Origin of the sequence: Deinococcus sp. AJ005 (assembly GCF_009017495.1) — a bacterium.
Taxonomy (GTDB): domain Bacteria; phylum Deinococcota; class Deinococci; order Deinococcales; family Deinococcaceae; genus Deinococcus.
This window is the reverse complement of record NZ_CP044990.1, coordinates 454,685-479,080: the sequence shown is the minus strand read 5'-3', so window position 1 is coordinate 479,080 and position 24,396 is coordinate 454,685. Positions and strand designations below refer to the sequence as shown.

Genomic DNA, 24,396 nt, shown 5'->3' with positions numbered 1-24,396 from the left:
GTCTACGCCAGACTTCTGGTTCTCCCCCCCTGTCCTGTCTCCCATCCCGTACCCTGTGACCCATGCACGACACGCGGCACATAGACACAGTGGTCATAGGCGCGGGCCTCGCGGGGCTGACGGCGGCGCGAATCCTGAGCCGGGCCGGGCAGCGGGTGCGGGTGCTGGAAGCTTCGGGGGTGCTGGGCGGACGGGTGCGCTCGCGCGTGGTAGACGGCTTCACGCTGGACGCCGGGTATCAGGTGCTGTTTCCCAGCTACCCGGCGGTGAAACGCAACCTGGATCTGGAGGCGCTGGATCTGGTCCCCATTCCGCCCTCGGCTGCCGTGCGGCGCGGCAGGCGCGAGGACGTGCTGGGCGATCCCCGGCGTGATCCGGCGGCGCTGCCCAGCACGCTCACCACGGGCGTGCTGGGCGTAGCCGACAAGCTGCGGGTGGGCAAACTGGCGCTGGAGCTGCTGCTTCCGCCGCCCCACACCCTGCTGACCGGCCCCGATGAAACCACCGAGAGTTATCTGCGCGGCCAGGGCTTCAGCGAGGCCGCGCTGGACAATTTCTTTCGCCCCTTCTTCGGCGGAATCTTCCTGCGGCGCGAGCTGGATACCTCCGCGCGGCTGTTCCGCTATTACCTCCGCATGCTGATTGATGGTGGCGCGGCGCTGCCCAGAGCGGGAATGAGCGCCATTCCGCAGCAGTTGGCGAAGGGGCTGGATGTTCAGGTCAACGTGCGGGTAATGGGGCTGACGGCGCACGGCTCTCACGTCACCCTTCAAACCTCTGCCGGGGAGGTGGACGCGGGGAACGTTATCGTCGCCACCGATCCGAACACGGCGGCGGCGCTGCTGGGCCAGAACATCTCACGCGGGAGTCTGGGCAGCACCTACCTGTATTACGCCGCCGATCAGGAGGTGGATACCCAGACCAGGCTGCTGCTGAACGCCGAAATGGGCCTGATCAACAACGCCCAGTGGCTCAGCAACGTGCTGCCGGGGCGGGTGCCGCCGGGGCAGCATCTGCTGGCGGTCACGGCGCTGGGGAATCACGCGGAAGATGATGCCGAACTGGACGCCAGCGTGCGCGGTGAGCTGGAACACTGGTACGGCGAGGCGGCGGTCTCCGGGTTGCGGACGCTGGCGGTAGAGCGCATCCAGCACGCACAGTACCCGCAGCCGCCGGGTTACGCGGCCACCCTGCCCAGCCATGCCACGAACATGGAGGGCGTGCTGCTGGCCTCCGAGGTTACCTCCATGAGCGGCATTCAGGGCGCGATGGAAAGCGGCGAGAAGGCGGCGGCCATAGTGCTGGACGATCTGGCCGCATTGAGCCGTCCACGCGGCGGCTGACGTGCAGGCTAGGCCAGGACAGACGAAGGGCGTGAGAGAGCGGTCCAGAACATGGATTCTCGGACTGGCGCTACTGGGCAGTCTCCCCATGTTCCCGGTGACGGCGGGTTCGGCAGGCAGCGCGAAGGGGGCCATTGTGACGACTGACAGGCAAAACGAACTGAATGCACAACTGCTCAATGCCGCAGAAAACGGCGATCTGGAGCGGGTTCAAGCGCTGCTCAAAGCGGGCGCGTCTGCCGATGCTAAAGACGGCACCGGACGCACCGCACTGACCTGGGCCGCGAAGGGAGACCATGTGGCGGTGGCCCGCGCCCTGATCGCGGCGGGCGCGGACCCCGATCCGCAGGATGACCAACGGAACAACGCCCTGCTGGTCACGGGCGAGACCGGCAGCGTCGCCATGCTGCGCGAGGTCCTGAAGGCCAACCCTGACCTGACCCGCACCAACCGCTACGGCGGCACCGCCCTGATTCCCGCCGCAGACCGGGGCCACCTACCCTACGTGCGCGAGCTTCTGCAAACCACGCAGATCGACGTGAACCACATCAACAATCTGGGCTGGACGGCGCTGCTGGAAGCGGTGATCCTGGGCGACGGCGGCAAGGTCCACACCGAGATCGTGCGCGAGTTGCTGATCCACGGCGCAGACCGCCAGATCGCGGACCGTGAGGGCGTGACCCCGCTGCAACACGCCCGCCAGCTCGGTTACGCGGAGATGGTGAAATTGCTGGCCGGGGGCTGATGCCAACTCCCGACTCGACTTCAATCGTCTGCAAAAACGGCCTGATCTGAGCGGACACGAGATGGAAACACACGGAACCCGAATGAACTATCCACCCTTGACAGCCTGCCGCTCTCCCAACCTGCTGCGCGCCATCAGCGTCCACAGGGCCAGCACGGTGGCCACGACGTCCAGCAGGCCGCCCACGCCGTAGACCACCTGCGACGACAGCGTGGTGCTGGCCGAAAAGCCCACGATAGGCACCACGTTTAGCACCGCCATGCCCAGCGCCAGCGCTGCCGAGAGGTTGAGCCAATCCATCAGCCGCTTGCGCCGGGCCAGATCAGCGGGTTCCGGGGCCAGCCGCACCAGAGAGCCGTTGACCGCGTTGCTGGCCAGAATCGCCGCGCCCCACACGGTCATCAGGGCCGTCAGTGCCAGTGTATTGGCCTCGGGTGCGCCGCCCGTCGCCAGACCCAGCAGGGTCACACCCCACAGCGCCGCCCGGAAGGAGGTCAGCCACGGAAAGGCTACAGTCAGGGCACGCAGCGTGCCGTTTCCCGGCGACGTGGCCTCGCCCGCACTCACGCGGGTGAACACCAGTGTCCACCACATCAGCACCAGCGCGGCCAGAAAGGAATCGAAGGCGTTGATCCATTCCTGTGGCCCCGGCTGGCCCCGCAGCAGGATAAAGGCCACCATGCCGAAGACCACCACCACCTCGGCCCACAGGAAACCCAGCGCCAGCGCCCGCCAGCGCAGGGGCGGCAGGCTGGGAATGGGGTTCACTGGGCCAGCCTCGTAGTTCCGGCCTTCAGGGTCCCGGCCTTCAGGGTCCCGGCCTTCACAGCCCCAGCTTGTGCGTCAGGCGTTCGCGCACCACTTCGGGCTTGGCCTGGCCGCCCATCGCCTTCATCACTGGGCCAAACAGCGCGTTCATGGCCTTTATGTTGCCGCCGCGTACCTTTTCCACCGTGGCCGGGTCAGCGCTCATGGCGGCGTCGATGGCCGCGTCAATTGCGCCCGTGTCGGTGACCACGCTCAGCCCGCGCTCCTGCACCAGCGCCGCCGGATCGTGGCCCGCCAGCACGTCCGGCAGCAGTTCCTTGGCGATCTTGCCACTGATGGTTCCGGCATCGATCAGGCGCACCAGGGAAGCGAGGTGGGCGGGTTGCAGGGCCGACTGTTCCAGACGCTGTTCGGAGAAGGCTAGAGCGCCCGTCACATCGGTCAACAACCAGTTGGCGAGCTTCTGGGCATCCACCCCGGCTTTAAACGCCTCGTCGTAGAAACGGGACTGCCCCACGTTCAGGCTCAGCGTCACGGCGTCGTTTTCGCGCACGCCCGCCGCCAGATACCGCTCCAGCTTCTGTGCGGGCAGTTCGGGCATCCGCGCCCGCACCCGCTCGATCCACTCGGGGGTGATGTCCAGCGGGGGCAGGTCCGGCTCCGGGAAGTAACGGTAATCGGCCTCGCCCTCCTTGGTCCGCATCAGGAAGGTCTTGCCGCCACCCTCGTCCCAGCCCAGCGTGTCCTGGGTGATGCGCCCGCCGTCGTCCAGCACGCGGGTCTGCCGGGCCGTCTCGTACACGATGGCCCGCTCCACACTGCGGAACGAGTTGAGGTTCTTGACCTCGCACTTGGTTCCCCACGGCTCGCCGGGCCTATGGACGCTGAGATTCACGTCGCAGCGCATCTTGCCCTCTTCGGGGGTGGCATCGCTGACGCCGAGCGCCTGCGCGATGGCCTGCACGGTTTCCAGAAAGGCGCGGGCCTGTTCGGCATTGGTGATGTCTGCTTCCGTCACCATTTCAATCAGGGGGGACCCGGCACGGTTGAGGTCCAGCAGGCTGTAGGGCGCGTAGGCCGGGTGCATCAGCTTGCCCGCGTCGTCCTCCAGGTGGGCGCGCATGATGCGAATTCGCCGCCCGGCGATGTCCAGATAACCGTCCCGCGCAATCGGGCGGTCATATTGTGAGAGTTGGAAGTTCTTGGGGGCGTCGGGGTAAAAGTAGTTCTTGCGGTGAAACTGCGTGAAGCCGGACACGTCGCAGTTGAGGCCCAGGCCGAACATGATGCCCAGTTCCACGGCCTCGCGGTTGAGGGTGGGCAGCGTGCCGGGCAGGCCCAGCGTCAGCGGATCGGTGAAGGTGTTCGGGGCCGCACCGTGATAATCGGCGGGACAATCGCTGAAAATCTTGCTGCGCGTCCGCAGTTGCAGGTGAACCTCCAGACCGATCACCACCGCGTAAGGCTGGTTTGTTTGGGACTGGGTTATTGAAGATTGAGCCGCTTGAGACATGAGGGGCAGGATAGCGCCGGGGTACGGGACGAAAGAGAAGGATTCAGACTAAATTCTTCCACAACAGAATCTCGGTGATAAAATAGTCCCACACATAAAGGAGGTCCACCCATGACCGAGACCGATCTGACCCTTGAAGATGGCCGCACCCTTCACATCTACGACACAGCCGTGAAGGAGCTGAACAATCCTCTGACCGTGTTCTGGCACCACGGCACGCCCAACATCGGTGCGCCGCCCGAACCTCTGTTTGAGGCGGCGAGGCGGCTGAATCTCCGCTGGGTGTCGCATGATCGCCCCGGCTACGGCGGTTCCTCCCCGCTGCCGGGCCGGGATGTGGCTTCAGCGGCGCGGGATGTAGAACAGATCGCGGACGCGCTGGGCATCGAAGAATTTGCAGTGATGGGCCATTCAGGGGGCGGGCAGCACGCTCTGGCCTGTGCCGCGCTGCTGCCGGGACGGGTGCTGGGCGTGGTCAGCATGGCGGGGCTGGCTCCGTATGGGGCGGCTGGGCTGGACTATTTCGGCGGCATGAATCCATCGGGCGCGGCGTCATTGCGGGCGTCTGCCGAAGGGCGCGCGGCGAAAGAGGCTTACGAGGCATCCGAACCTGAATTTGACCCCGAAACCTTCACGCCTGCCGACTACGCCGCCCTCTCCGGCCCGTGGAAGTGGATGAACAGCGTGGTGGGGCCAGGAATGAAGCATGGCCCCGGTGGCTTGATTGCGGATGATCTGGCGTATGTCGCTCCGTGGGGCTTTGCGCCGTCGCAGATCGACGCGCCCATTTTGCTCCTGCATGGCACACAGGACCGCGTGGTGCCCAGCACGCACAGCGAATGGCTGCTGGCCCACTGCCCCACGGCGGAACTGTGGAGAAGTCCTGAAGACGGCCACATTTCCGTGCTGAATTCCGGCGAGGCGGCGCTGGAATGGCTGCGAGCGCAGGTGAACAGTTAGGTCAGGAAAGGTCGCCATCACTCTTAAACTCGAAGCGAGTCGCTCGAAGGAGCCGAAGCCGGAAAGCGCCCGCCGGATAATAGAAAACCCCGCATCACGCGAGGTCTGGTCTATCTGGTGCCGAGAGCGGGATTTGAACCCGCACGGTTTCCCGTTCGATTTTAAGTCGAATGCGTCTACCCTTCCGCCATCCCGGCCCACGCCCATTGCAGGCGCACTTAATATAGAGAAAAACCCCGCCGGGGTGGCAGGGTCTTCCTCGTCTGGTGGAGGTGGGCGGAGTCGAACCGCCGTCCAAAAGTCCGTCCAACGTGCGTCTACGTGTGTATCCCACTGTTTAATTGTCGGGTCAGGGGCCACCAGTGGGCGGGTTTCCCCCTTCCTTATTTCTGTTTAGTTTCGCCCTGGACTACAGAACATCGCCCGGACTAGCCTTCTTTTGTTTCAGCTCGCGCGACGCCAAAGGCAGGGCTTCACGGTCACTGGCTTCACTTATGCAGCGAAAGCAAATTCGTTCTGGTTGCCAGTTAATGGCTTTTCCGTTTTTTAACGAGGCCAACGGAATCCTCGACACGCAACAGCGCCTTCAGTTCCCCTGTCGAAACCGGGTCACCCCCAGATGTTGATCGGCTTTCACCGACAGCAACATTCTAGCAGTCACAGATGAAAAGTACATAGACCATTTCCACTATTTACCCTGCCCGGCAGTCTTTTTGCTGCGTTCAGAGTCGGCCTTGTGCTGCACCGCCCGGCTGCCCTTGCAGATAAGGTGGGGGCTGATTTCAAAAGCCTCTGGCATGAGCGAGGGGCATGCAGCACTATGCACTCTCTTCTTCGCAAAGATGCGAAAAATACCGTCTGGAATTGCTTTTTCAGCAGGGCTTGCATGAAATTGACAAACGCTGCATCTGGCGCTATATTTTTCTTATCACCGTCCGAGAGGGCGGGCTTTTTATTTCTGACTCTTTCAAGGGTTGCCGGGCTATGCAGTGTAGCCTGCCCCATGACCCAACCCTCCTCTCCCCTGAAATCCGCCGAGTGGCTGCTAGACCATCTGCAAGACGCCCATCTGCGCGTGCTGGACTGCCGCTACGCCCTGAGCGATCCGCTGGTGGGCCGTATCGCGTACATGGAAGGCCATGTGCCGGGGGCCAGCTACGCCGATCTGGAAACGGACCTCAGCGGCCCCGTGCAGGAGGACGGCGCGGGCGGGCGTCACCCGCTGCCCCATCCGGCGGCGCTGGCGCAGTGGCTGGGCGGCGTGGGCATCGGCAACGATAGCGTGGTGGTGGCCTACGACGATCCCAGCACCGGGCAGGGCTTCTACGCTGCCCGCGCGTGGTGGCTGCTGCGCTGGCTGGGGCACACGCAGGTTTATGTGCTGGACGGTGGCTGGCCCGCGTATCTGGCGGCGGGTGGCGCGGTGGATGCCGCAGACCCGGAACCCATGCCCGCCACCTTTACCCCAGATGTGCAGCCCGGCTTCGTGGCAACTGCGGAGGACGTACAGAACCGCGCCCCCGACACGCTTTTAATCGACTCGCGCGCGCCTGCCCGTTACCGGGGTGACACCGAGCCGATAGATAAGAAGGCCGGGCATATTCCGGGGGCGGTCAACCGCGACTGGAGCGGCGCGCTGGATGGTGCGGGCCGCTGGAAAGGCGGCGAGTTGCAGGCAGATCGGCTGGACGTGGGTAACGCTCCCACCATCACTTATTGCGGCAGCGGGGTGAGCGCCACACCCAACCTACTGGCACGCGAGCTGGCGGGCGTTCCGCTAGGGCCGGACAATCGCCTGTACGCCGGATCGTGGAGCGACTGGATCAGCGACGACGCGCGGGCCGTGGCGCTGGGCGAGGAGGGCGGCGAATAATCCGCCTCTCCTGAACTCGCCTATGCTGAACACCATGCAGCACACCCGCACCTGGACCGACATTTACGGCAGCGCCCACGCCAGCTTCGAGGGCCGTGCCGGGGGCCACCCGTGGCTGGTGGCCGCGCCCGCCGAACTGGCCGCTGGCCTGCCGGAAGCTCTGGCCGCCGTGGACGGCAAGGGTAGCGTGGAACTGATTGTCCACGACGGCCTGACGCCGCTGCTGGCCGCCGTGCGCGAAGTCAGCCCACGCGGCGTCCTCGTGATCGGCAAACAGGCGCTGGCTGCCGGGCCGGAGACGACGGTGCCCGATGCTGTGGTCTCTGACGCGGGCGGTGTGGAATATGCCGAGGGCGGCACCTTTCCCGCCTGGACCGCGCCCACTGGATTGAAAACGGGCAAGCGCAGGGGCCAGAACGCGGCGGCCTCGGCGGTGGCCTCGCTAAATGTGGCCGTGATCGTGACGACGGCGGCGGCACTTCAGAAGGCTCTGGAAGACTGGATGGACGCCACACCACATGGGCGCTGAAAGCTCCGGGCCTCGCCGCCGAGCCTCACGGTCACTGACCCACACCCGCGCATAGACTCGGGGCCGTGATTCACGCTGTCCCCGCCCCGCCCCTGCTGAACGTAACCGTCCTTGACCAGACGGTGCGCCACCTCTATGTCCACGTTCCCTTCTGCCCCAGCATCTGCCCGTACTGCGATTTCCATGTGCTGACCCGCAAGAGTGGGCAGGTGGAGGCGTATCTGGAGCGGCTGGAGCAGGAGGCGGCGTGGCTGGCCTCCCAGTATGCGGTGGAGCTGGACACCGTATATCTGGGCGGCGGCACCCCCAGTTTTCTGCGCGACGCCGAGATCACGGCGCTGGTGGGCAGCATTCGCCGTCATCTAGGCTGGGGCCGCCAGGAAAACACGCTGGAGATCAACCCCGGCACGGTCAGCCAGGCGCGGGCGGCACTGTGGAAAGGGCTGGGCTTTGACCGCGCCAGCGTGGGCGTGCAGAGTCTGGACGACGCCACCCTGAAGTTCCTGGGCCGCCAGCACGACGCGGCGGGGGCGCGGGAAGCCGTGACCACCCTGCTCGGGGCAGGTTTGCGCGTGTCCGGCGACCTGATCACCGCCGTACCGGGGCAGCCACTGGACAGCGATATTCACGGTCTGGTGGCCCTGGGTGTGGACCACATCAGCGCCTACACCCTGACCATCGAACCCGGCACCGAGTTCGCCCGACGCGGCGTGACCGTGCAGGAGGATGACGAGCGCACGGGCTTTGAGCGCACCGAGGAACTGCTGAGTGCCCACGGTTTTGCCCGCTACGAGATCAGCAATTACGCGAAGCCCGGCCAGGAATCGCGGCACAATCTGGCGTACTGGAACAACCGCACGTATCTGGGATTGGGGCCGGGAGCGGCGGGGCAGTATCCGGCTGTGCCTGGGTCTGAGACTGTGCTGACTTCCAGGCGCACCAACCCCCACCTCCACATCTGGCTGACCGGAGAACAGGGCGAGGCGGAGGCCATCGACGCCGAGGAATACGCGACCGACGCGCTGTTCATGGGGCTGCGGCTGCGGGCAGGCATTGATCTGGATGACCTGTCACAGCGCAGTGGGCTGGACGTGCGAGTGCGCTACGCCGGGGCCATTGCCGCCAACGTGGAACGCGGCTGGCTGGAACTGGACGGAACATGGCTAAGGGCCACGCCTGCGGGCTGGTGGGTTCTAAACCGCGTGGTGACGGACTTTCTGGAGGCTTAACTGCCCAGATCGTCTCCCAGCACGTCGGGCGTCAGGCCCAGGCGCAGCAGATAGCGCTCGGAACCGTGTCGGGCAGCATACCGGGCGTGCAACTCACTCAGTTCGCGCTGGAGGGCCTTGGCATCCGCCGAATCCAGGTGCAGGGTGCCCCAGTTCAGCAGGAGGGCCGGGCGATCCGGGCGCAGCAGATCGGCGTATTGAAAGGCCCCTGCGGTAGGCGTCACGTCGAAGGACACCTCTCCCCCATCCAGAAAAACACGCAGGCCGATTTCGCGCTCGTCGCTGACCAGTGGGATGGCCGCCTGCACCACGGCATGCAGGAAACGGGCCGTGAACTCCTGTTCGTACACGCCGACGAGTTCCTCGAGGGAACCCAGTGGAGTGGCGTGATAAGGCACCAGATAGCCTTCCGAACTGGCGCGGTAATGGCGAATCGGGCGGCCCCGGCGCGCTTCCTGCCGGGTCTCCTGCACCAGCCCCAGCCGCAGCAGACGGCGCACGCGGTGGTGGGTAGCGTTCAGCGGCAAATGCAGCGAGGCGGCCAGCGGGGCAACCGCCCATTCCGCCGTCATCAGCGCCGCCAGCACCGGCAGATCGCGGCCCGACAGGAACACCTTCACGGCGTCCGGGGCGATCACCTGTTGCCAGATTCGGGGCATGAATCAGACTACTCGACAGAATAGCTTGAGTGCCGAGTAGAGAAAGGCGCAGGCTACAGCATGACCACCTCTGAGCCGATGAATCAGGACCGCGCCGCCGCGATTGGCAACGCCGTCAATGCCCTGTGGGACCCGCAGTCTCTGGCGAATCCCTACGCCGCCTACGAACAGGTGCGGGCGCTGAGTGACGGCGGCGTGCTGGAAGCGCAGTTTCCCGACTGGAAGGCGCTGTTTCTGACCGGGCACGCGGCCTGCTCGGCGGTGTTGCGTTCACCGCATGCGCTCAGTGGCAACGGCATTCAGAATTTGGATGGAGAGGGTTCCGAGGGCGTGCGCCTGCTGCAATCTATGATGCTGTTTCACAACGGCCAGTCGCACCAGCGTTTACGCAGTCTGGTGAGCGCAGCCTTTACACCCAGGGTGGTGGAGGAACAGCGCGAACTGGTGCGTTCATTGCTGGACACGCTGCTCGACGATATGGCGGCGCGGGGCGGCGGCGACATCGTGGCTGATCTGTCTAACCCGCTGCCCGCCCGCGTGATCATGGGCATGCTGGGCCTGAAGGGCGATGACGAGGCCCGTTTCGTGGGCTGGACGCAGAGTGTGGCCGACTTACTGGGCGGCATGAACCAGTCCCCTGAGCTGATGGGCCGCATCGACGCCGACGCCCGCGAGATGCGCGCCTTCTTTCAGGATCTGGCCGACGAACTGCGCGCCAAGCCGCAACCGGGCCTGCTGAGCGCGATGAGCGCCGCCCAGGACGGGGGCGAACGCCTCAGCGGTGACGAACTCTTGTCCAACGCCGTGCTGCTGCTGGCCGCCGGACACGAAACCACCAGCAACCTGATTCCTGGCGGCCTGCTGGAACTCTCACGCCAGCCGGACGCCTGGGCCGCCCTGATAGAAAACCCCCGCCACCCCAACGTGGCCGACGAGCTGCTGCGCGTGGTCTCCCCAGTCCAGTTCGATGGCCGTACCCTGAGCGCGGACGTCAGCGTGGGCGACATGACCCTGCCCGGCGGCAACCTCGCGCAACTGATTCTGGGAGCCGCCAACCGTGATCCAGGGGTATTTGCCGATCCTGATCGGATTGATTGGGAACGCCCGAACAGCAACCGCCATCTGGCCCTGGCCGCCGGGCCGCACTACTGTCTGGGGGCCAGTCTGGCGCGGCTGGAAATCAGCGAAACGTTCGCTGCCATCGCCACGCGCTTTCCAAAACTGCGCGTTACCAATTCCAACCCACCTTTCAAGCCCAATCCGGTACTGCGCGGCGTGCAGCGGCTGGATGTGCGGGTGGACTGAGAACACCGCTGGGACCGCGTAAATAGCCCCGCATAGACCCACCATTCTGTCTTGTCAATGCCGCGCGTCCAACTCTCTCAGCAGGTTACTGACGCCCACCCAAACGGGCGTTAGACTGCCCCCATGACCAAACAGATGGCCGAACAAATGGATTTTGACGTACTGGTAATCGGCGCTGGCCCCGGCGGCTACCACGCGGCCATCCGCGCCGCGCAACTGGGCCTGAAGGTGGCGTGCGTGGAACGCGAGTATCTGGGCGGCGTGTGCCTGAACGTGGGCTGTATTCCCACCAAGGCCATGCTGCACGCGGGCGAGCAGATCGCCGCTGCCCGTCACGCCGCCGACTTCGGCCTGACCTTCGGTGAGCAGAAGCTGGACATCGCCAAGCTCAACGGCTGGAAAGACGGGATTGTCAAGAAGCTGACCGGTGGCGTGGGCGCACTGTTCAAGGCCAACAAGGTCACGCACCTGATCGGCGAGGCCAGCTTCGTGGACCCCCACACCGTCAAGGTGGGCGACAAGACCTACACCGCCTCCAACTTCATCATTGCCACCGGCTCCGAACCCGCCAAACTGCCGGGGCTGGACGTGGATCAGAACGTGATCGTGGACAGCACTGGGGCGCTGGTGATGCCTGACCCAGTCCCGGCACGGATGCTGTGCGTGGGCGGCGGCGTGATCGGCTTTGAGTTCTCGCATGTCTACAACAACATGGGCAGCGAAGTGAAGGTTATTGAATTTCTGCCCAACATCATTCCCGGTGCCGACGCCGACGCAGTCAAGGAATTCGGCAAGATCATGAAGAAGCAGGGCATCAAGATTGCCACCGAAACCAAGGCGAATAAGGCCGAGAAGAAGGGCGACGGCGTGCATGTGGAGCTGGAAAACGTCAAGACCGGCGAGAAGACCACCGAGGTCTTTGACCGCGTGCTGGTGGCCGTGGGCCGTCGCCCGCGCACCGATGGTCTGAACGTTCAGGCGGCAGGTGTGCATGTCACCGAGCGCGGCTTCATCCCCGCCGACACCCGCCAGCACAGCAACGTGCCGCACATCTACAGCGTCGGCGACGTGGCCGGAAACCCCATGCTGGCGCACAAGGCCATGAAGGAAGGGCTGGTGGCCGCCGAGGTCATCGCGGGCAAACCCTCCGAGCAGGATGCCGTCGCCATTCCCGGCGTGGTCTACACCAGCCCCGAACTGGCCTGGGTGGGCCTGACCGAGCAGGAGGCCAAGGACAAGGGCTACGAGGTCAAAACTGGCATTTTCCCTCTGAGTGCCTCTGGCCGCGCCATGACCCTGCAAGCCACCGACGGCTTCGTGAAAATGGTGGTGGAGAAGGACACCGATCTATTGCTGGGCGTACATATCGTGGCCCCGCACGCCTCCGATCTGCTGGGCGAGGCGGGTCTGGCGCTGGAAATGGCCGCCACTGCCAGCGACATTGCCCTGACGATCCACGCCCACCCCACGCTGGGCGAGGCCGTGCTGGAAGCGGCGGAAGCCGTGCATAAGCAGGCCATCCACATCATGAACAAGTAGGAGAAAGAGGAAGGCGGCCCTGGGAGCAGATGCTCGTGCCAGGGCCGCTTTTTTGGTTGTCAGGCAGGTTTAGGGAATTGCTCCCAAGGTTAACCCCTCCGCCCCTTCGAGGCACCTCCCCTTAGAAGGGAGGCAAGGGTATTCTTCGCGCTGCACAGTCTCCTGCGCTCCTTGGCTCCCTTTTGAGGGAAGCTGGCACCGAAGGTGACTGGCCAGTACAGCTCCGTAGGAGAGGGGTTTGCTCTTACCCCAGGTAAGCCACCAGCAAATCCACCCCAGACCGTAAGTCATCCACATGCACGGATTCCACGACGCTGTGGATGTAGCGCGTTGGCAGGCTGAGCGTGAGCGTCGGCACGCCCGCACGGCTGCGCTGGATGGCTGCGCCGTCGGTGCCGCCCTGGCCCAGCACTTCCATCTGGGCGCGGATGCCCCGGCTCTCGGCCAGATCATAGAACTCGTCCACCAGACTGCGGGTGGAGATCATGCTGGAATCAAAGACCTTGATGCCGATGCCCTCGCCCATGCGCGTGACCGCTTCATCCGGGCTGACGCCAGGGGTGTCCACCGCGAGGGTGACGTCCAGGCCGATGCCCACAGTGGGTTCCACGCCATAGGCGGCGGTAATGGCCCCACGCAGACCGACTTCTTCCTGCACGCTGAAGACGGCGATCAGGTCATGCTTGGGCGGCGTTTTGCGGAAGTGGCGCAACACTTCCAGCAGCATGAACACAGAGGCGCGGTCATCCATCGCCTTGCCGCAGACCAGCGAGCCGACGCGGCGGGCGGTGTGATCCAGCGTCACCATGTCGCCCACGCGGACACGGCGCTTGACTTCCTCAGCGTCCAGGCCCAGATCAATGAAGAACTCCTTGACCTCGGGGATCTTCTTGCGTTCCTCGGCAGTCGAGATGTGGATGGGCTTGCCGCCCGGCGTCATGATCCCTGGCAGTGCCCCGCCGCGCGCATGCACAGTCACGTCCCGCGCGAACAGGTTGCGGGTGTCAAAGCCGCCCAGCGCCTGCACGCGCACGAAGCCCTTCTCATCAATGAAGCGCACCAGAAAGCCGATCTCATCCATGTGGGCACTGACCATCACGCGCTCGCGCTTGCCCTTCTTGCCCTCGCCGTTGCGGGTGGCGATCACGTTGCCCAGCGCGTCCACGCGCACATCGTCGGCCAGCCCGTCCAGTTCGTCCAGCACGAAATCGCGCACCGCGTCTTCCTGGCCGGGAACGCCGGGAAGGTTGGAGAGGTGCATCAATACGTCTAATCTCAACTCTGCTGCGGAATCAGGAACCGATTTAGCTTTTGCCATTCGCTCAGGGTAAGCCCTGAACGGGTTGAGCCGATGCCTCTGCATCTTGAGGTTCGCTTTCGCTGGACGCGGGCGTGGCAGGTGCCGGGGCTGGAGGTTCAGGCCGCAGATCCGTGCCGTTGAACTGCCCCTGGGCTTCGGCCAGTCCCTGCGCCGCCCAGACCTCCACTGCGTTCGCGCCCAGCCGCACCAGTTCCGCCAGCGTCGTGGCCTCGTCAGGATGCCATTTGCTCAGCACCCAGTCCGCCGGATCACGGCCAGCGGGTGGGCGCGAGATACCCACTTTCAGCCGCGCGAAGCCCTCTGAACCCAGCAGGCGGATCATGTCGCGCACGCCGTTCTGACCGCCGTGCCGCCCGCCCAAACGGAATTTCAGCAGTCCAAAGGGGCTGTCCAGATCGTCCTGAACAGCCAGCAGACCACCCAGTTCCAGCTTATAAAAGGAAAATAGGGGCGCAACGGCCTTACCCGACGCGTTCATAAACGTCTGTGGCTTGACCAGCAGCACCTTTTCACCCGGAGCAGGACCGAGGCGCACCTCGCAGACCTCCGCATCTTTGGCCTTGAGCCAACTGCCCCCGGCGCGGCGGGCCAATTCATTGACCACCAGCCAGCCGACGTTGTGGCGGGTCTGGGCGTACTTGAGGCCAGGGTTTCCGAGTCCCACAACCAGCTTCATTGAAGGCTCAGCATTCAGGCTTCCAGGCTGTTCAGAACTTCGCGCCACTTCGCTTCCGTCTCGCGCACGCGGTTGTCGCCCTTCGCACGCGTATATCCGGCCCGGAAGTCGGCAAAGCGGGTATCGCTCTCCGAGAACAGCAGGCCCAGTGCGCCGCGTATATCGGTCAGGTTCTGCTCGGTCAGGATCTTGTTCTTGGCGTCCAGCACCTCGTCCAGCGTCGCCATCAGGCCCGACAGTGGACGCAACCACTGGAAATCCGGGTTGTTCATCACCAGGGAATACAGCTCAAAGGGGCTACCCACCGGGCCGTGCAGAAATTCGTATTCTCCCTTGGCAAAGTCCAGCAATGCGGAGTGAAAGTGGCGCAGCGCCGGGGCCAGGGCGTCAAGGCGGGTGCGGATGGGGGCGTCGGTCATGGGGTCAGGTTAGCAAGGCAGATAGAGAAACGCCGTTTGCGGAATGCAGAGGAAAGAGCGCTGCCGTGCCCGCTCACACTCTTTCTTTACCAGCCCATCGTTCCCGCCGCGCCCTTGAACGGCCCCACCACATCCTCAGTGATCCAGCCGCCGTAGAAGTTGCCCGGCTGTGGGATGACCTTCTCGCCGTCCACACGGCATTCGTCCATGCGCCCCGGATAAATGGCGATGTACCCAGCCATGTCGCGGAAGGCAAGCGTGGGGGATTCATAGCTCCAGCCTGCCGCCTCTGCCGTTTTACCCCCTGCCGAGAGTGTCCAGTACGTCGCCGCGCCCTTGAATTCGCACATGCTGCTGCCCTGGGCACGGGCCAGCACACCCGGAGCAAAGGCTTCGGGCGGCAGGTAATAGCCCGGCGGGTGGCTGGTTTCCAGTACGCGAAACGCCTCGGTGGTGTCGGCAATCTTCTCGCCGCCCAGCCAGATTTCAATGCGCCTGTGGGTGCGCTCCAGCCGGGGCGGGCGCGGGTAGTCCCAGACGCTCTCCTGCCCGGCGCGGGGTTTTTCGGGTTTCGGACGGGAACGGAACATGGGTCAGCATGGCAGGGATGGGCGTGTGCGGCTGTCGGAGGGCACACGAAGCAGCTCTTTTCTCCTTCCTCGCGCACACGCGCTTGCTACCCTGGCCCATGACCACCATTCCACCGACAGAGATACATCTGGAAGCGCTCGCACAGGCTGTCAACCTGAGCGAGATCGAGGCGCTGGGCCGCGCCCGGCTGGATCAGAACGCCCTAGACTACTACGCCAGCGGCGCAAATGACGGACACACTCACCGCGCCAACCACGAGGATTTTGCACGCATCCGTCTGCGTCCGCGCATGCTGGTGGACGTTTCGGAGGTGCAGACGACAACATCGGTGCTGGGCCTGCCGCTGGACTTTCCGGTGGGCATCGCCCCCAGCGCCTTTCACGGACTGGCCCACCCAGATGCAGAGCTGGCAACGGCGCGGGCCGCCGCTGGACTGGGCAGCGTGATGACCCTCAGCACCTTTTCCAACACCCCGATTGAAGACGTGGCGCGGGCGGCAGCGGGGCGGCTGTGGTTCCAGCTTTATCTGTACCGGGACCGCGAGGTCTCGGCGGGCCTCGTGCGCCGGGCCGAGGCTGCCGGGGCACGGGCGCTGGTGCTGACGGTGGACACGCCCTTCGTGGGCCGCCGCGAGGCCAATGAACGCCACCGTTTTAACCTGCCGCCACACCTGGAAGTGCCGAACGCCGGGTCACGCGAGGCACTGGCCGGGCTGGAAACGCACAGCGGCTCCCAGCTGGTCCGGCACTTCCAGGGACTGGTGGACCCCAGCCTGAGCTGGCGCGATCTGGACTGGCTGAAATCCCTGAGCGGGCTACCCGTTGTCCTCAAGGGCATCCTGACTGCCGAGGACGCCGAACTGGCCGTGCAGCACGGCTGCCACATCTGGGTCAGCAACCACGGCGGGCGGCAACTGGACACCGCCATCAGCGCCATTGCCGCCCTGCCCGAAATCACCGACGCGGTGGCGGGCCGCATGGAAATCTATCTGGACGGCGGCATTTCGCGCGGCACGGATGTTCTCAAGGCGCTGGCCCTGGGCGCGCGGGCCGTCTTTCTGGGTCGCCCCGCACTGTGGGGTCTGGCGGCAGGGGGCGAGGAAGGCGTGCGCCGCGTACTGGAGCTGCTGAAGGGTGAAGTGAGGCTGGCCCTGGCCCTGAGTGGGAAACAGAGTCTGAAGGAAGTGGGGCGCGATTTGCTGAAGCTGTAAGTCTGGGCGCTAAGCCGCTCTTTTCCCCCGCCCCACCTTCAACACCTTCTCACTCTCCAGCAGCCGCTTTAAGGCCGCCTCGCTGCGGCTCAAGCCCTCCAGTTCGGCGGGCAGGCGTCCGGCGCGAGGTTCGTAGTCGTCCAGCACCTTGCCCTCCAGATAGCGGTCAAAAATGACAGGGCAGATATAACTGCCACGCGTCACGGCGGGCGTGTTGCCCAGGTCCTCGGCCACATGCTTGACACAGTCCACCAGCACCTTACGGGTCTCGCGCTCGGTTCCCGCCACCCCGGCCTCGGCCAGATATTCGGCGGCCAGCAGCGTGCCGCCCCAGGTGCGGAAATCCTTGGCGGTAAAGGGGCCGATCACCTCCTTCAGATAATGGTTCAGTTCCGGGGCGTGAACGCGGCGGCGGCCATCATCACCCACCGTCTGAAACAGCCACGGGCCGGGCAGTTCCAGCAGCTTGCCGATGTTGCCCGCCAGCGTGGGGTTGCGCGTGGCCTTGTTCTGCGTGATGCCGTGCTTGCCCCGGAAGTTGAAGGTGATCAGGTTGCCCTCCAGCGTGACATGCCGCTGGCGCAGCGTGCTGAGGCCATACGTTTTGTGCAGCTTGGCGTAGGCGTCACTGCCCACCCGGAAATGCGCGACGTGCAGCAGCCGGGTCATCAGGGCCATCACCTTGCGCGGCGGCAGTCCCTGAAGACGCAGATCGGAGGTGGTGACCTCGCGCAGTGTCGGTAAAGCAGTGGCAAAGCGCGTCAGCCGCTGCCATTTCTTCAGTGCCCCGGCCTGCACGAAATCAGGGTGATAGCGGTACTGGAGACGTCCGGCGGCGTCGCGGCCAAATGCCTGTAACTCGGCATCCGCATCGGGCGAGACAAAGACGTCAGTGTACGCGGGTGGCACGGCCAGACTGGCGATACGGGAGATGCCGTCTTCGTCCTTGTAACTCGTGCCGTCCGGCCAGAAGTATTTGAATTTCTTCGGATCGTTGCCCTCGCGGCGCAGGTATTCCTCCTGCAAGATTTCGGTGCGGCCCGGCATTATTCACTCCCCCGAAACTTCACATTTACCCCATTCGTTAGTCCATCAATGACTTCAATTTTCTTGAATGGCGCAATACAAGAGAAGCGATTATCAAATTCAAGAATGAGATGATGCAATTCGTTGGCCTTTCCTTGAATGAAAATGTTGGCGGGAGACTTAAAACGAGATAAGGCAACAAGCTCTTCCTTACCCGAAAGCCTGATGAAATCTATTCCCTTCTCGATCATTTCTGTTGCAAGCTCGTCAATGGTTAAATGGGCAATTGAACGTACCAAGACGGCTTGGATTTTGCCCAGAACTTTTAGGCTGGCAGCGTTCGATTTGATGTCCTCAAGATCAAAGATCACACGCCTCAGACTGTCAGCGAACCAGATTTCAAAACCGGGTAAATAAAAGAATCCCTCTGTGTGTCCTGATTCCATTTCAGGCAACGCTGCACGCAATGCCTCCAGCGATGTCTCCTGTCTAAAAATGCCAACTTTGCCATTTTTAAGTGCGGTGAGATAATGTTCGCGCTGATCGTTGTTCCGCATTTAAACGCTCACTCCTGCGCCTGCATCGGCAACTGCCAGTCAATCGGCGTTTCCCCGGCTTCTTCTAGCGCGGCGTTCACCTTGCTGAAAGGTCTGGTTCCCATGAATTTGGTCACGCTCAGCGGGCTGGGATGGGCAGATTCCACGATCACATGGTTGGGATTGGTGATCAGCTTGGCCTTCTTGCGGGCATATGCGCCCCACAGCACGAAGACTACGCGCTCCTCCTTGGCATTCACGGCCTTGATCACCGCATCCGTAAAGCTCTCCCAGCCCTTGTTGGCGTGGCTGTTGGCCTGCCCCGCCCGCACGGTCAGCACAGCATTCAGCATCAGCACGCCCTGCTCGGCCCAGGCCCGCAGGTAGCCGTGACGCGGCGGCGTGAAGCTGGGAATGTCGGTCTGCAATTCCTTGTAGATGTTCTGGAGACTGGGGGGAACGCGCACACCGGGCCGCACGCTGAAGCTCAGGCCGTGCGCCTGATTGGGGCCGTGGTACGGGTCCTGCCCCAGAATGAAGACCTTGACGTTGTCCAGCGGCGTGAACCGCAGCGCGTTGAACACGTCGGCGGCAGGCGGGTAGATGGTCTGCGCGGCGCGTTCCTCCACCAGAAAATCCTTGAGTTCGTGGAAGTATGACGCAGCGAATTCCCCGGCCAGCGCCTCCTTCCACGACTCTGGCAGTCCGGCGGGAATGATGGGTTTGGCGGCGTCGGGCGCGTTGCCGAACAGGTCTGGTTGATCGCTCATGGGTTTTCTCCTGGGGGTGGGCGGTTTGGTGGGCGTCTTTTTGAGAGGTTTGGCGGGCAGACCTTTGGCCACTCTCTCGGCGCGAATGGCGGCTTTCTTGCGGCTGCCGTGTTTGAGATAGATGCGCCGGGATTCCAGCTCAAACTCCGGCGAGGCGCGGGCGGCGGCAATCCGGGCGCGGGCCAGCCGCCCAGCTTTGTTCTCATCCACGATAGGGGGCGGATAATTCAGCCGGGCGGCCCCGCTCCACTCCCAGGGCGCATGTAGAAAATCCCCTGGCATGTCCGCCAGCTCCGGCACCCAGCGGCGAATGAAAATGCCGTCCGGGTCCTGCTCGCGCGCTTGCCGGGTAGGACTGTAGATGCGGACGCGGTTGATGCCCACCGTGCTGCTCTGCATCTGCATCTGGGACCAGTGGATGCCGGGTTCGTTGTCCAGCCACTGCCGCGCCAGAAACAGCCCCGGCTGCCGCCAGTGCAGCCACAGGTGCTGACTGGCAAAGGAAACGAGCATGGCCCGCATTCGGAAATTGAGCCAGCCGGTCTGCCGCAGCATCCGGACACAGGCGTCTATCAGCGGGTAACCGGTCTGCCCGTGCGCCCAGCGGTCATAGAACTCCGGGTTCCACTCGTCCTCGCGCAATCCGTCCAGCGCCCGGTTGAGGTTGCGAAACTCCATCCCTGGTTCAGACTCCAGGCGCTGCATGAAGTGGCAGTGCCAGTGCAGCCGACTTTCATAGCTTCGGAGCGAACGCACCCAGCGCGGATCGGCCCAGGTGTCGCCGCGCACGGCGGCGAGACGTTGCCGGGTGGCGCTTACGACGGTTCTGAGCGAAACGGTGCCATACGCCAGCGGCCCGCTTAGGCGCGAGCAGCTTTCCTCCGCGCTCAGGGGACTGCTCATCTCGCGCATGTAGTTCACGCCGCGCACGGCCAGGAAGGAATCCAGGGTGGCGCAGCCCACCGATTCGCCGCCAGGGGGGATGATTTTGTGGTCCGGCTCCACACCGAGTTCAGCGTGAGACATGATCCGGCGGGGTGAAATGGACGTTCCACACAACTTTTCCGGCGCGGGTAGGGGCGGCGTTCCCAGGCGTTCTTCCCAGGCATCGGCCCAGCCGTCACGGTTTTTCATGCCGCGCACCACACCGTTTTGCGCCAGTTCGGTCAGCGGCAGCCCACGCGCCCGCGCCCAGGCCCTGACCCGTCTGTCCCGCGCGAAGGACACGCCGTTCCCCGTTTCCTGATGCGCCCACACGCCGCCGAGCGGAAGCTCGCGGCTCAGCTTCTCCAGCACTTCCACCACCTCACCCTGCCGCACCACCAGCGGCGTGCCCAGCCTACGCAAATTGCCGTCCAATTCGCGCAGGCAGTCATTCAGGTAGGTCAGATGCTGTCCAGTAAATTCCTCGTGCCCAAGCTGTTCCGACTCGTAGATAAACAGCGGCAGGACGGGGCCGCGCGCCGCCGCCTCACGCAACGGCAGATGGTCCGCCACACGCAGGTCCTTTTTGAACCAGACGAGTTGAACGGGGCGGGAGTCTGCGACGCTGAATTGTGCAGAAACAGGCACGCCGCAGTCTTATGCAAGGCTGCGGCATGGACGGTAAGAAGAGACAGGTTGGGGCTTTGGAAAACCTGAAGGCGGCTTAAACGCCCAGTCGCCCGGTCAAGGCTTTCTCAGCGGGCGTGCCCGTTGCGCCGTCAAAAGCGTCAATTTCTTCAATAAAACGGTCAAACAGGTAGCGGCTGTCGTGCGGCCCCGGAGAGGCTTCGGGGTGATACTGCACGCTAAAGACCGGGTAGCGGCTGTGCGCCATGCCTTCCAGCGTGCCGTCATTGAGGTTGATGTGGGTGGCGACGAATGCGCCATTAGGAATACTTTCCAGGTCCACCGCGTAACCGTGGTTTTGCGCAGTGATTTCCACGTTGCCAGTCAGCAGATTCTTGACAGGCTGGTTGCCGCCCCTGTGGCCGAATTTCATCTTGAAGGTCTGGCCCCCTGCCGCCAGCCCCAGAATCTGGTGCCCCAGGCAGATGCCGAAGGTGGGCAGCAGGCCCATCAGTTCCCAGGCCGTTTTGTGGGCGTATTCCAGCGGGGCGGGATCGCCGGGACCGTTGCTCAGGAACAGCCCGTGCGGTTGCAGGGCCATCACCTGCGCCGGGGTGGTGTGCGCCGGGACCACGATAGGTTCGATGCCCACCTCTGCCAGCCGCTCGATGATGGTGTGCTTGATCCCGAAGTCCATCAGGACCACGCGCTTGCCGTGGCGCAGGGTGGGAAAGGCGTAGGGCAGGGCGGTGGTCACGTCTTTGGTCATGTCAAAGCCGTCGATGTCCTGATGGTCTCTGGCCCGCTGCACGTACACGCTCTCCTCTTCCGGGGAAAACTCGCCGTAGGGGTCTTTGGGGTGGGTATACGAGCGGTGGGCGATGACGCCCTTGACCACGCCGCCCGTGCGGAGGCGGCGCACCAGGGCGCGGGTGTCGATGCCCTGAATACTCACCACGCCGTACTGCTGCATGAAGGCTTCCAGCGACTGCTGGGCACGGTAATTGCTGTACTCGCCGCTAAATTCGCGGGAGATGAAGCCGCGCACGTAGGGCTTGTTGCTCTCCATGTCGTAGATCGCCACGCCATAGTTGCCCACATGCGGATACGTGATGGTCACGATCTGCCCGTTGTAGCTGGGATCGGTCATGATTTCTTGATAGCCGGTCATGGAGGTGTTGAAGACCACCTCGCCCACGGTCTCGCCCCGGTGTCCGAATGCGTAGCCCCGGTAGACCGTGCCATCTTCCAGCGCCAGAATTGCGCGTTCTTTACGAATCATGCTGTGTTGACCATCTTGGCCCTCCATATGCGCCTCACGGGACGCACTTCATGGCGTGTGCAGTGCATGGTGTCTAGCGTAGGGCATCGGCACGCTGCCGGGTGTCCCCCCCGCCTAGAGAAGTATTATCCACGCTCGCGCAGCGGTTGCCCCGGCCCCGGCTCACGTTCTCGCAAACGGCGGATGGCCAATCAATATTCGGCCCCATCCTGCTTCAGCACTTGCCACACTGGAACCTGAATCGCCGTCACCTTCAGCGGTGAGCTGGCCCCACAGTGCGCCACATAAAAAGCCCCAGCCAGTCGCCGTTCCACCGGGCACAGGATGGGGCGGGAAAGGGAACACACTCAGCTCGGCGTCGGCTCGTCGCCCCCGGTCAGTTGCACCAGCCACTGGAACAACTGGATAAACGCCAGTGCCAGCGCCGGAATCCCGGCCAGCATCATGATCCAGCCCGAGAGCTGCTGATTTTGCAGCGGCGAGAGGTTCCACAGGCACAGCGCGTTCACGTAGGGCGTGTACAGCACGTTCGGCGCGTACAGCCACACCGAGGCCACACTCATCATGGGCAGCGCCGCCAGCAGGCCGAAACCCCCGCGCGATCCCATTCCGGCGGGCTGCACGTTCGGCAGCGGGCGCAGAATGACGCTCCAGACCAGCAGGCTGCTCAGCAGATACAGCGCGGGCAGCAGCGCGGCGGCGGTATTGGTGACCACGCTGGCGTTAAACCCGGCAGGCACGTTCCAGAAGATGATCACGGCGGCCCACACCGCCAGCGCCACCCACGGATCGAGCAGCACGCCCAGCACGCGGGCTGCCGCGCCGCGCGGGTTGATCCTGATTCCGCGCGGAATACCCAGCACCAGCAGCGGCGGCACGATCTCGGCCAGCAGCATCAGGCGGCCCATGTACAGCGCCATGCTGCTGCCGGTCAGGGTGGCGGCGCGGCTCTGCGTGGTCATCAGCAGCAGCACCATGCCCAGCGCGAACAGCACGGCCCGCCACACCGGCCAGCGGGCACGGCCCTCGGCGCTGCGGCGCGACACGATGAAGCGCCACACGTAGTATCCGGCCACCAGCAGCGTGGGAATCAGGAACAGCAGATCGGGGGCCGGGATCAGCAGATCGGCCAGCGTGGGATCGAGGTTGATGGAGCCAGGAACCGTGACGGGGGCGCTCATGTTGTAGTCCTCATGGGGAAGTCTCCAGCACCTGCTGCACGTCGGCCACCACGCGGTCCACCTGCGGCAACTGGGTGTAGTCCCACAGCAGACGCAACCTGCCCGCGCCGTCGATCAGGTAGGTGGCGGTGGTGTGGTTCATCTGGTAATCCGCGCCCTTCACTTCCACGCGCTGATAGCCGACGCCGTAATCGCGGGCCACCTCGCTCAGAGCGGGTTCGGGAACCTGAATTCCTTCAGCCTTGCCGAAATACTCCACGTAGGCCTTGAGGCGCTCAGGGGTATCGCGGGCCGGGTCCACGCTGACCAGCACGGTCTGAAAGCGGTCACGTTCACCCTCGGGCAGCGCCGCCTTGACCTTGTCCAGATACGCCAGGGTCAGCGGGCAGATGTTGGGGCAGTGGGTGAAACCGAAGAACAGCGCCGTGACCTTGTTGTCCTGCCCCGGCACGAAGGCATAGGGCTTGCCGTCCTGATCGGTGCCCTTGAAGCCTGCTGCCGCCGTGTTGCCGTTGTAGGCGGTGCCATAAAAGGGGTAAGGACTCTTGAGGCGTGCGAAGCCCCAGGCCGCACCCAGCAGCAATGCCACGGCGGCCAGCGCCAGCAGCGCCGACACGTACCACGGACGGCGCACCGGACCCGTCTGAATCTCGGAGGTTACAGGCAATTCGGTCATACGCTCAGGGCTTCCTGACGGTGGCCTTGAGGGCGAAGGTCCGTCCATCGGTGGCACTCAGAGTCAGGGTCAGCGTTTCGCCAACCTTCAGCGGGCGCTTGAGCTTCATCAGCATCAGGTGATCGCCCGTGTCGCTCAGAACCAGCTTTCCCCCGGCGGGAATGGTCAGGGTCTTGGTCATGCTCATGCCCTGCATTCCGCCCACAGATTTCCTGGTGACCATCAACATGCCGTGACCGGCGACGGTGGAACTCACGCCGCTGATGACGATCGGCGTCTTGCCCGTGTTCATCAGCGTGCCGAAGACGCTGGTTTCCGTGATGATCGGCGGCACGGCCACCACGGTGGCGTTCATGGACTTGATGGGCAGCGTGCCAGTGGACTTCTGGGCCGTCTTCTGGGCTGTGGCGGCAGGCATGGGCATGGCGTGGTCCGTGTGCTGGGCCAGCGCAGGCAACCCAAGGACCGTCATCAGGACAGCGCCGAGCAACATCCGGCGGGAGGTGGGGAGGGACATGGGACAACTCCTTGGTGAAGGTGTGGCGGCAGCGGCCAGCGGAAAACCAGCGCGGAGAGGGGAGCCGTCTGCCAGAGACAGGCGTAGTCTAGGCCACGCCGACAGGCTCAATTGTCCCCACTGTCTCCACACAGAGGCGTCCCCGCAGCCATAGCGTTGCAGCCATTCAATAGCCCC

23 protein-coding genes, 1 tRNA gene and 1 other RNA gene are annotated in these 24,396 nt (G+C 64.1%); 9 read left to right on the top strand and 16 right to left on the bottom strand.

Going from position 1 to position 24,396, the window contains the following annotated elements; genetic code table 11:
• Positions 1-62: 62 nt before the first annotated feature.
• The gene (locus tag DAAJ005_RS04365; protein ID WP_151846042.1) at positions 63-1,343 is read left to right on the top strand and encodes an NAD(P)/FAD-dependent oxidoreductase; all 1,281 of its coding nucleotides are present in this window, start codon (positions 63-65) and stop codon (positions 1,341-1,343) included.
• An 88-nt stretch (positions 1,344-1,431) separates the two neighbouring features.
• The gene (locus DAAJ005_RS04360; protein ID WP_151846041.1) at positions 1,432-2,088 is read left to right on the top strand and encodes an ankyrin repeat domain-containing protein; all 657 of its coding nucleotides are present in this window, start codon (positions 1,432-1,434) and stop codon (positions 2,086-2,088) included.
• 87 nt (positions 2,089-2,175) lie between these two features.
• Here the strand turns inward: DAAJ005_RS04360 and DAAJ005_RS04355 are convergent, their stop codons facing one another.
• Both DAAJ005_RS04355 and gatB read right to left on the bottom strand, forming a co-directional pair.
• Complete coding sequence (locus DAAJ005_RS04355) at positions 2,176-2,856, bottom strand: hypothetical protein (RefSeq protein WP_226342568.1); 681 nt, start codon at positions 2,854-2,856, stop codon at positions 2,176-2,178.
• A 55-nt stretch (positions 2,857-2,911) separates the two neighbouring features.
• Positions 2,912-4,369 (bottom strand): Asp-tRNA(Asn)/Glu-tRNA(Gln) amidotransferase subunit GatB, encoded by a 1,458-nt coding sequence (gene gatB / locus DAAJ005_RS04350; protein ID WP_151846040.1) that lies wholly within the window; start codon positions 4,367-4,369, stop codon positions 2,912-2,914.
• A 111-nt stretch (positions 4,370-4,480) separates the two neighbouring features.
• Between gatB and DAAJ005_RS04345 the strand changes: the two genes are divergently transcribed.
• On the top strand, positions 4,481-5,329 hold the full coding sequence (locus tag DAAJ005_RS04345; protein ID WP_151846039.1) for an alpha/beta hydrolase: 849 nt from the start codon (positions 4,481-4,483) through the stop codon (positions 5,327-5,329).
• 115 nt (positions 5,330-5,444) lie between these two features.
• Here the strand turns inward: DAAJ005_RS04345 and DAAJ005_RS04340 are convergent.
• Both DAAJ005_RS04340 and ssrA read right to left on the bottom strand, forming a co-directional pair.
• A tRNA-Leu gene (locus DAAJ005_RS04340) sits at positions 5,445-5,526 on the bottom strand.
• Between the two features lie 67 nt (positions 5,527-5,593).
• Positions 5,594-5,946: a transfer-messenger RNA gene (gene ssrA / locus DAAJ005_RS04335) on the bottom strand.
• A gap of 386 nt (positions 5,947-6,332) precedes the next feature.
• On the opposite strand from ssrA, the gene DAAJ005_RS04330 reads away from it, so the two are divergent.
• The 3 genes from DAAJ005_RS04330 (at position 6,333) to hemW (ending at position 8,960) form a co-directional block, all read left to right on the top strand.
• Positions 6,333-7,202, top strand: coding sequence for a sulfurtransferase (locus tag DAAJ005_RS04330; protein WP_151846038.1), 870 nt, complete (start codon positions 6,333-6,335; stop codon positions 7,200-7,202).
• Positions 7,203-7,236: 34 nt separating this feature from the next.
• A complete protein-coding gene (locus tag DAAJ005_RS04325) occupies positions 7,237-7,731 on the top strand; it encodes a hypothetical protein (protein ID WP_151846037.1) in 495 nt (164 codons plus the stop codon).
• A 65-nt stretch (positions 7,732-7,796) separates the two neighbouring features.
• Positions 7,797-8,960 (top strand): radical SAM family heme chaperone HemW, encoded by a 1,164-nt coding sequence (gene hemW / locus DAAJ005_RS04320; RefSeq protein ID WP_226342567.1) that lies wholly within the window; start codon positions 7,797-7,799, stop codon positions 8,958-8,960.
• Here hemW and DAAJ005_RS04315 read toward each other — a convergent pair.
• Positions 8,957-9,619, bottom strand: a complete 663-nt coding sequence (locus DAAJ005_RS04315; RefSeq protein ID WP_151846036.1) for a hypothetical protein — start codon at positions 9,617-9,619, stop codon at positions 8,957-8,959. The two genes, hemW and DAAJ005_RS04315, sit on opposite strands and share 4 nt — an antisense overlap.
• Before the next feature lie 60 nt (positions 9,620-9,679).
• Here DAAJ005_RS04315 and DAAJ005_RS04310 point away from each other — a divergent pair, with 60 nt between their 5' ends.
• Together DAAJ005_RS04310 and lpdA are read left to right on the top strand one after the other, a co-directional pair.
• Positions 9,680-10,924 carry a cytochrome P450 gene (locus tag DAAJ005_RS04310; protein ID WP_151846035.1) on the top strand — a complete coding sequence of 415 codons (1,245 nt, stop codon included), beginning with the start codon at positions 9,680-9,682 and terminating at the stop codon, positions 10,922-10,924.
• Positions 10,925-11,059: 135 nt separating this feature from the next.
• On the top strand, positions 11,060-12,463 hold the full coding sequence (gene lpdA / locus DAAJ005_RS04305) for a dihydrolipoyl dehydrogenase (protein WP_151848383.1): 1,404 nt from the start codon (positions 11,060-11,062) through the stop codon (positions 12,461-12,463).
• A gap of 244 nt (positions 12,464-12,707) precedes the next feature.
• On the opposite strand, the gene DAAJ005_RS04300 is transcribed toward lpdA, so the two are convergent.
• The 4 genes from DAAJ005_RS04300 to DAAJ005_RS04285 form a co-directional block, all read right to left on the bottom strand.
• Positions 12,708-13,781, bottom strand: coding sequence for a M42 family metallopeptidase (locus tag DAAJ005_RS04300; RefSeq protein WP_226342566.1), 1,074 nt, complete (start codon positions 13,779-13,781; stop codon positions 12,708-12,710).
• A gap of 4 nt (positions 13,782-13,785) precedes the next feature.
• Positions 13,786-14,460 (bottom strand): aminoacyl-tRNA hydrolase, encoded by a 675-nt coding sequence (gene pth / locus DAAJ005_RS04295; protein WP_151846034.1) that lies wholly within the window; start codon positions 14,458-14,460, stop codon positions 13,786-13,788.
• Positions 14,461-14,474: 14 nt separating this feature from the next.
• A complete protein-coding gene (locus DAAJ005_RS04290) occupies positions 14,475-14,879 on the bottom strand; it encodes a hypothetical protein (protein WP_151846033.1) in 405 nt (134 codons plus the stop codon).
• Positions 14,880-14,965: 86 nt separating this feature from the next.
• Positions 14,966-15,469: a DUF427 domain-containing protein gene (locus tag DAAJ005_RS04285; RefSeq protein WP_151846032.1), complete on the bottom strand. Its 504-nt coding sequence runs from the start codon at positions 15,467-15,469 to the stop codon at positions 14,966-14,968.
• Between the two features lie 98 nt (positions 15,470-15,567).
• Between DAAJ005_RS04285 and DAAJ005_RS04280 the strand changes: the two genes are divergently transcribed.
• Entirely contained in the window at positions 15,568-16,680 is a 1,113-nt protein-coding gene (locus DAAJ005_RS04280; protein WP_151846031.1) for an alpha-hydroxy acid oxidase, read from the top strand.
• Between the two features lie 9 nt (positions 16,681-16,689).
• Here DAAJ005_RS04280 and DAAJ005_RS04275 read toward each other — a convergent pair whose 3' ends face one another.
• The 7 genes from DAAJ005_RS04275 to DAAJ005_RS04245 form a co-directional block, all read right to left on the bottom strand.
• On the bottom strand, positions 16,690-17,727 hold the full coding sequence (locus DAAJ005_RS04275; protein WP_151846030.1) for a DNA topoisomerase IB: 1,038 nt from the start codon (positions 17,725-17,727) through the stop codon (positions 16,690-16,692).
• Positions 17,727-18,263 carry a hypothetical protein gene (locus tag DAAJ005_RS04270; RefSeq protein WP_151846029.1) on the bottom strand — a complete coding sequence of 179 codons (537 nt, stop codon included), beginning with the start codon at positions 18,261-18,263 and terminating at the stop codon, positions 17,727-17,729. Before DAAJ005_RS04270 ends, DAAJ005_RS04275 begins: the two co-directional genes overlap by 1 nt.
• 8 nt (positions 18,264-18,271) lie before the next feature.
• The gene (gene ung / locus DAAJ005_RS04265) at positions 18,272-20,584 is read right to left on the bottom strand and encodes a uracil-DNA glycosylase (protein ID WP_151846028.1); all 2,313 of its coding nucleotides are present in this window, start codon (positions 20,582-20,584) and stop codon (positions 18,272-18,274) included.
• A gap of 76 nt (positions 20,585-20,660) precedes the next feature.
• Positions 20,661-21,845 (bottom strand): glutamine-hydrolyzing carbamoyl-phosphate synthase small subunit, encoded by a 1,185-nt coding sequence (gene carA, locus DAAJ005_RS04260; RefSeq protein ID WP_151846027.1) that lies wholly within the window; start codon positions 21,843-21,845, stop codon positions 20,661-20,663.
• Between the two features lie 347 nt (positions 21,846-22,192).
• Positions 22,193-23,026, bottom strand: coding sequence for a cytochrome c oxidase assembly protein (locus DAAJ005_RS04255; protein WP_151846026.1), 834 nt, complete (start codon positions 23,024-23,026; stop codon positions 22,193-22,195).
• Between the two features lie 10 nt (positions 23,027-23,036).
• A complete protein-coding gene (locus tag DAAJ005_RS04250; RefSeq protein ID WP_151846025.1) occupies positions 23,037-23,702 on the bottom strand; it encodes an SCO family protein in 666 nt (221 codons plus the stop codon).
• 4 nt (positions 23,703-23,706) lie between these two features.
• A complete protein-coding gene (locus tag DAAJ005_RS04245; protein ID WP_151846024.1) occupies positions 23,707-24,219 on the bottom strand; it encodes a copper chaperone PCu(A)C in 513 nt (170 codons plus the stop codon).
• Between the last annotated feature and the right edge of the window lie 177 nt (positions 24,220-24,396).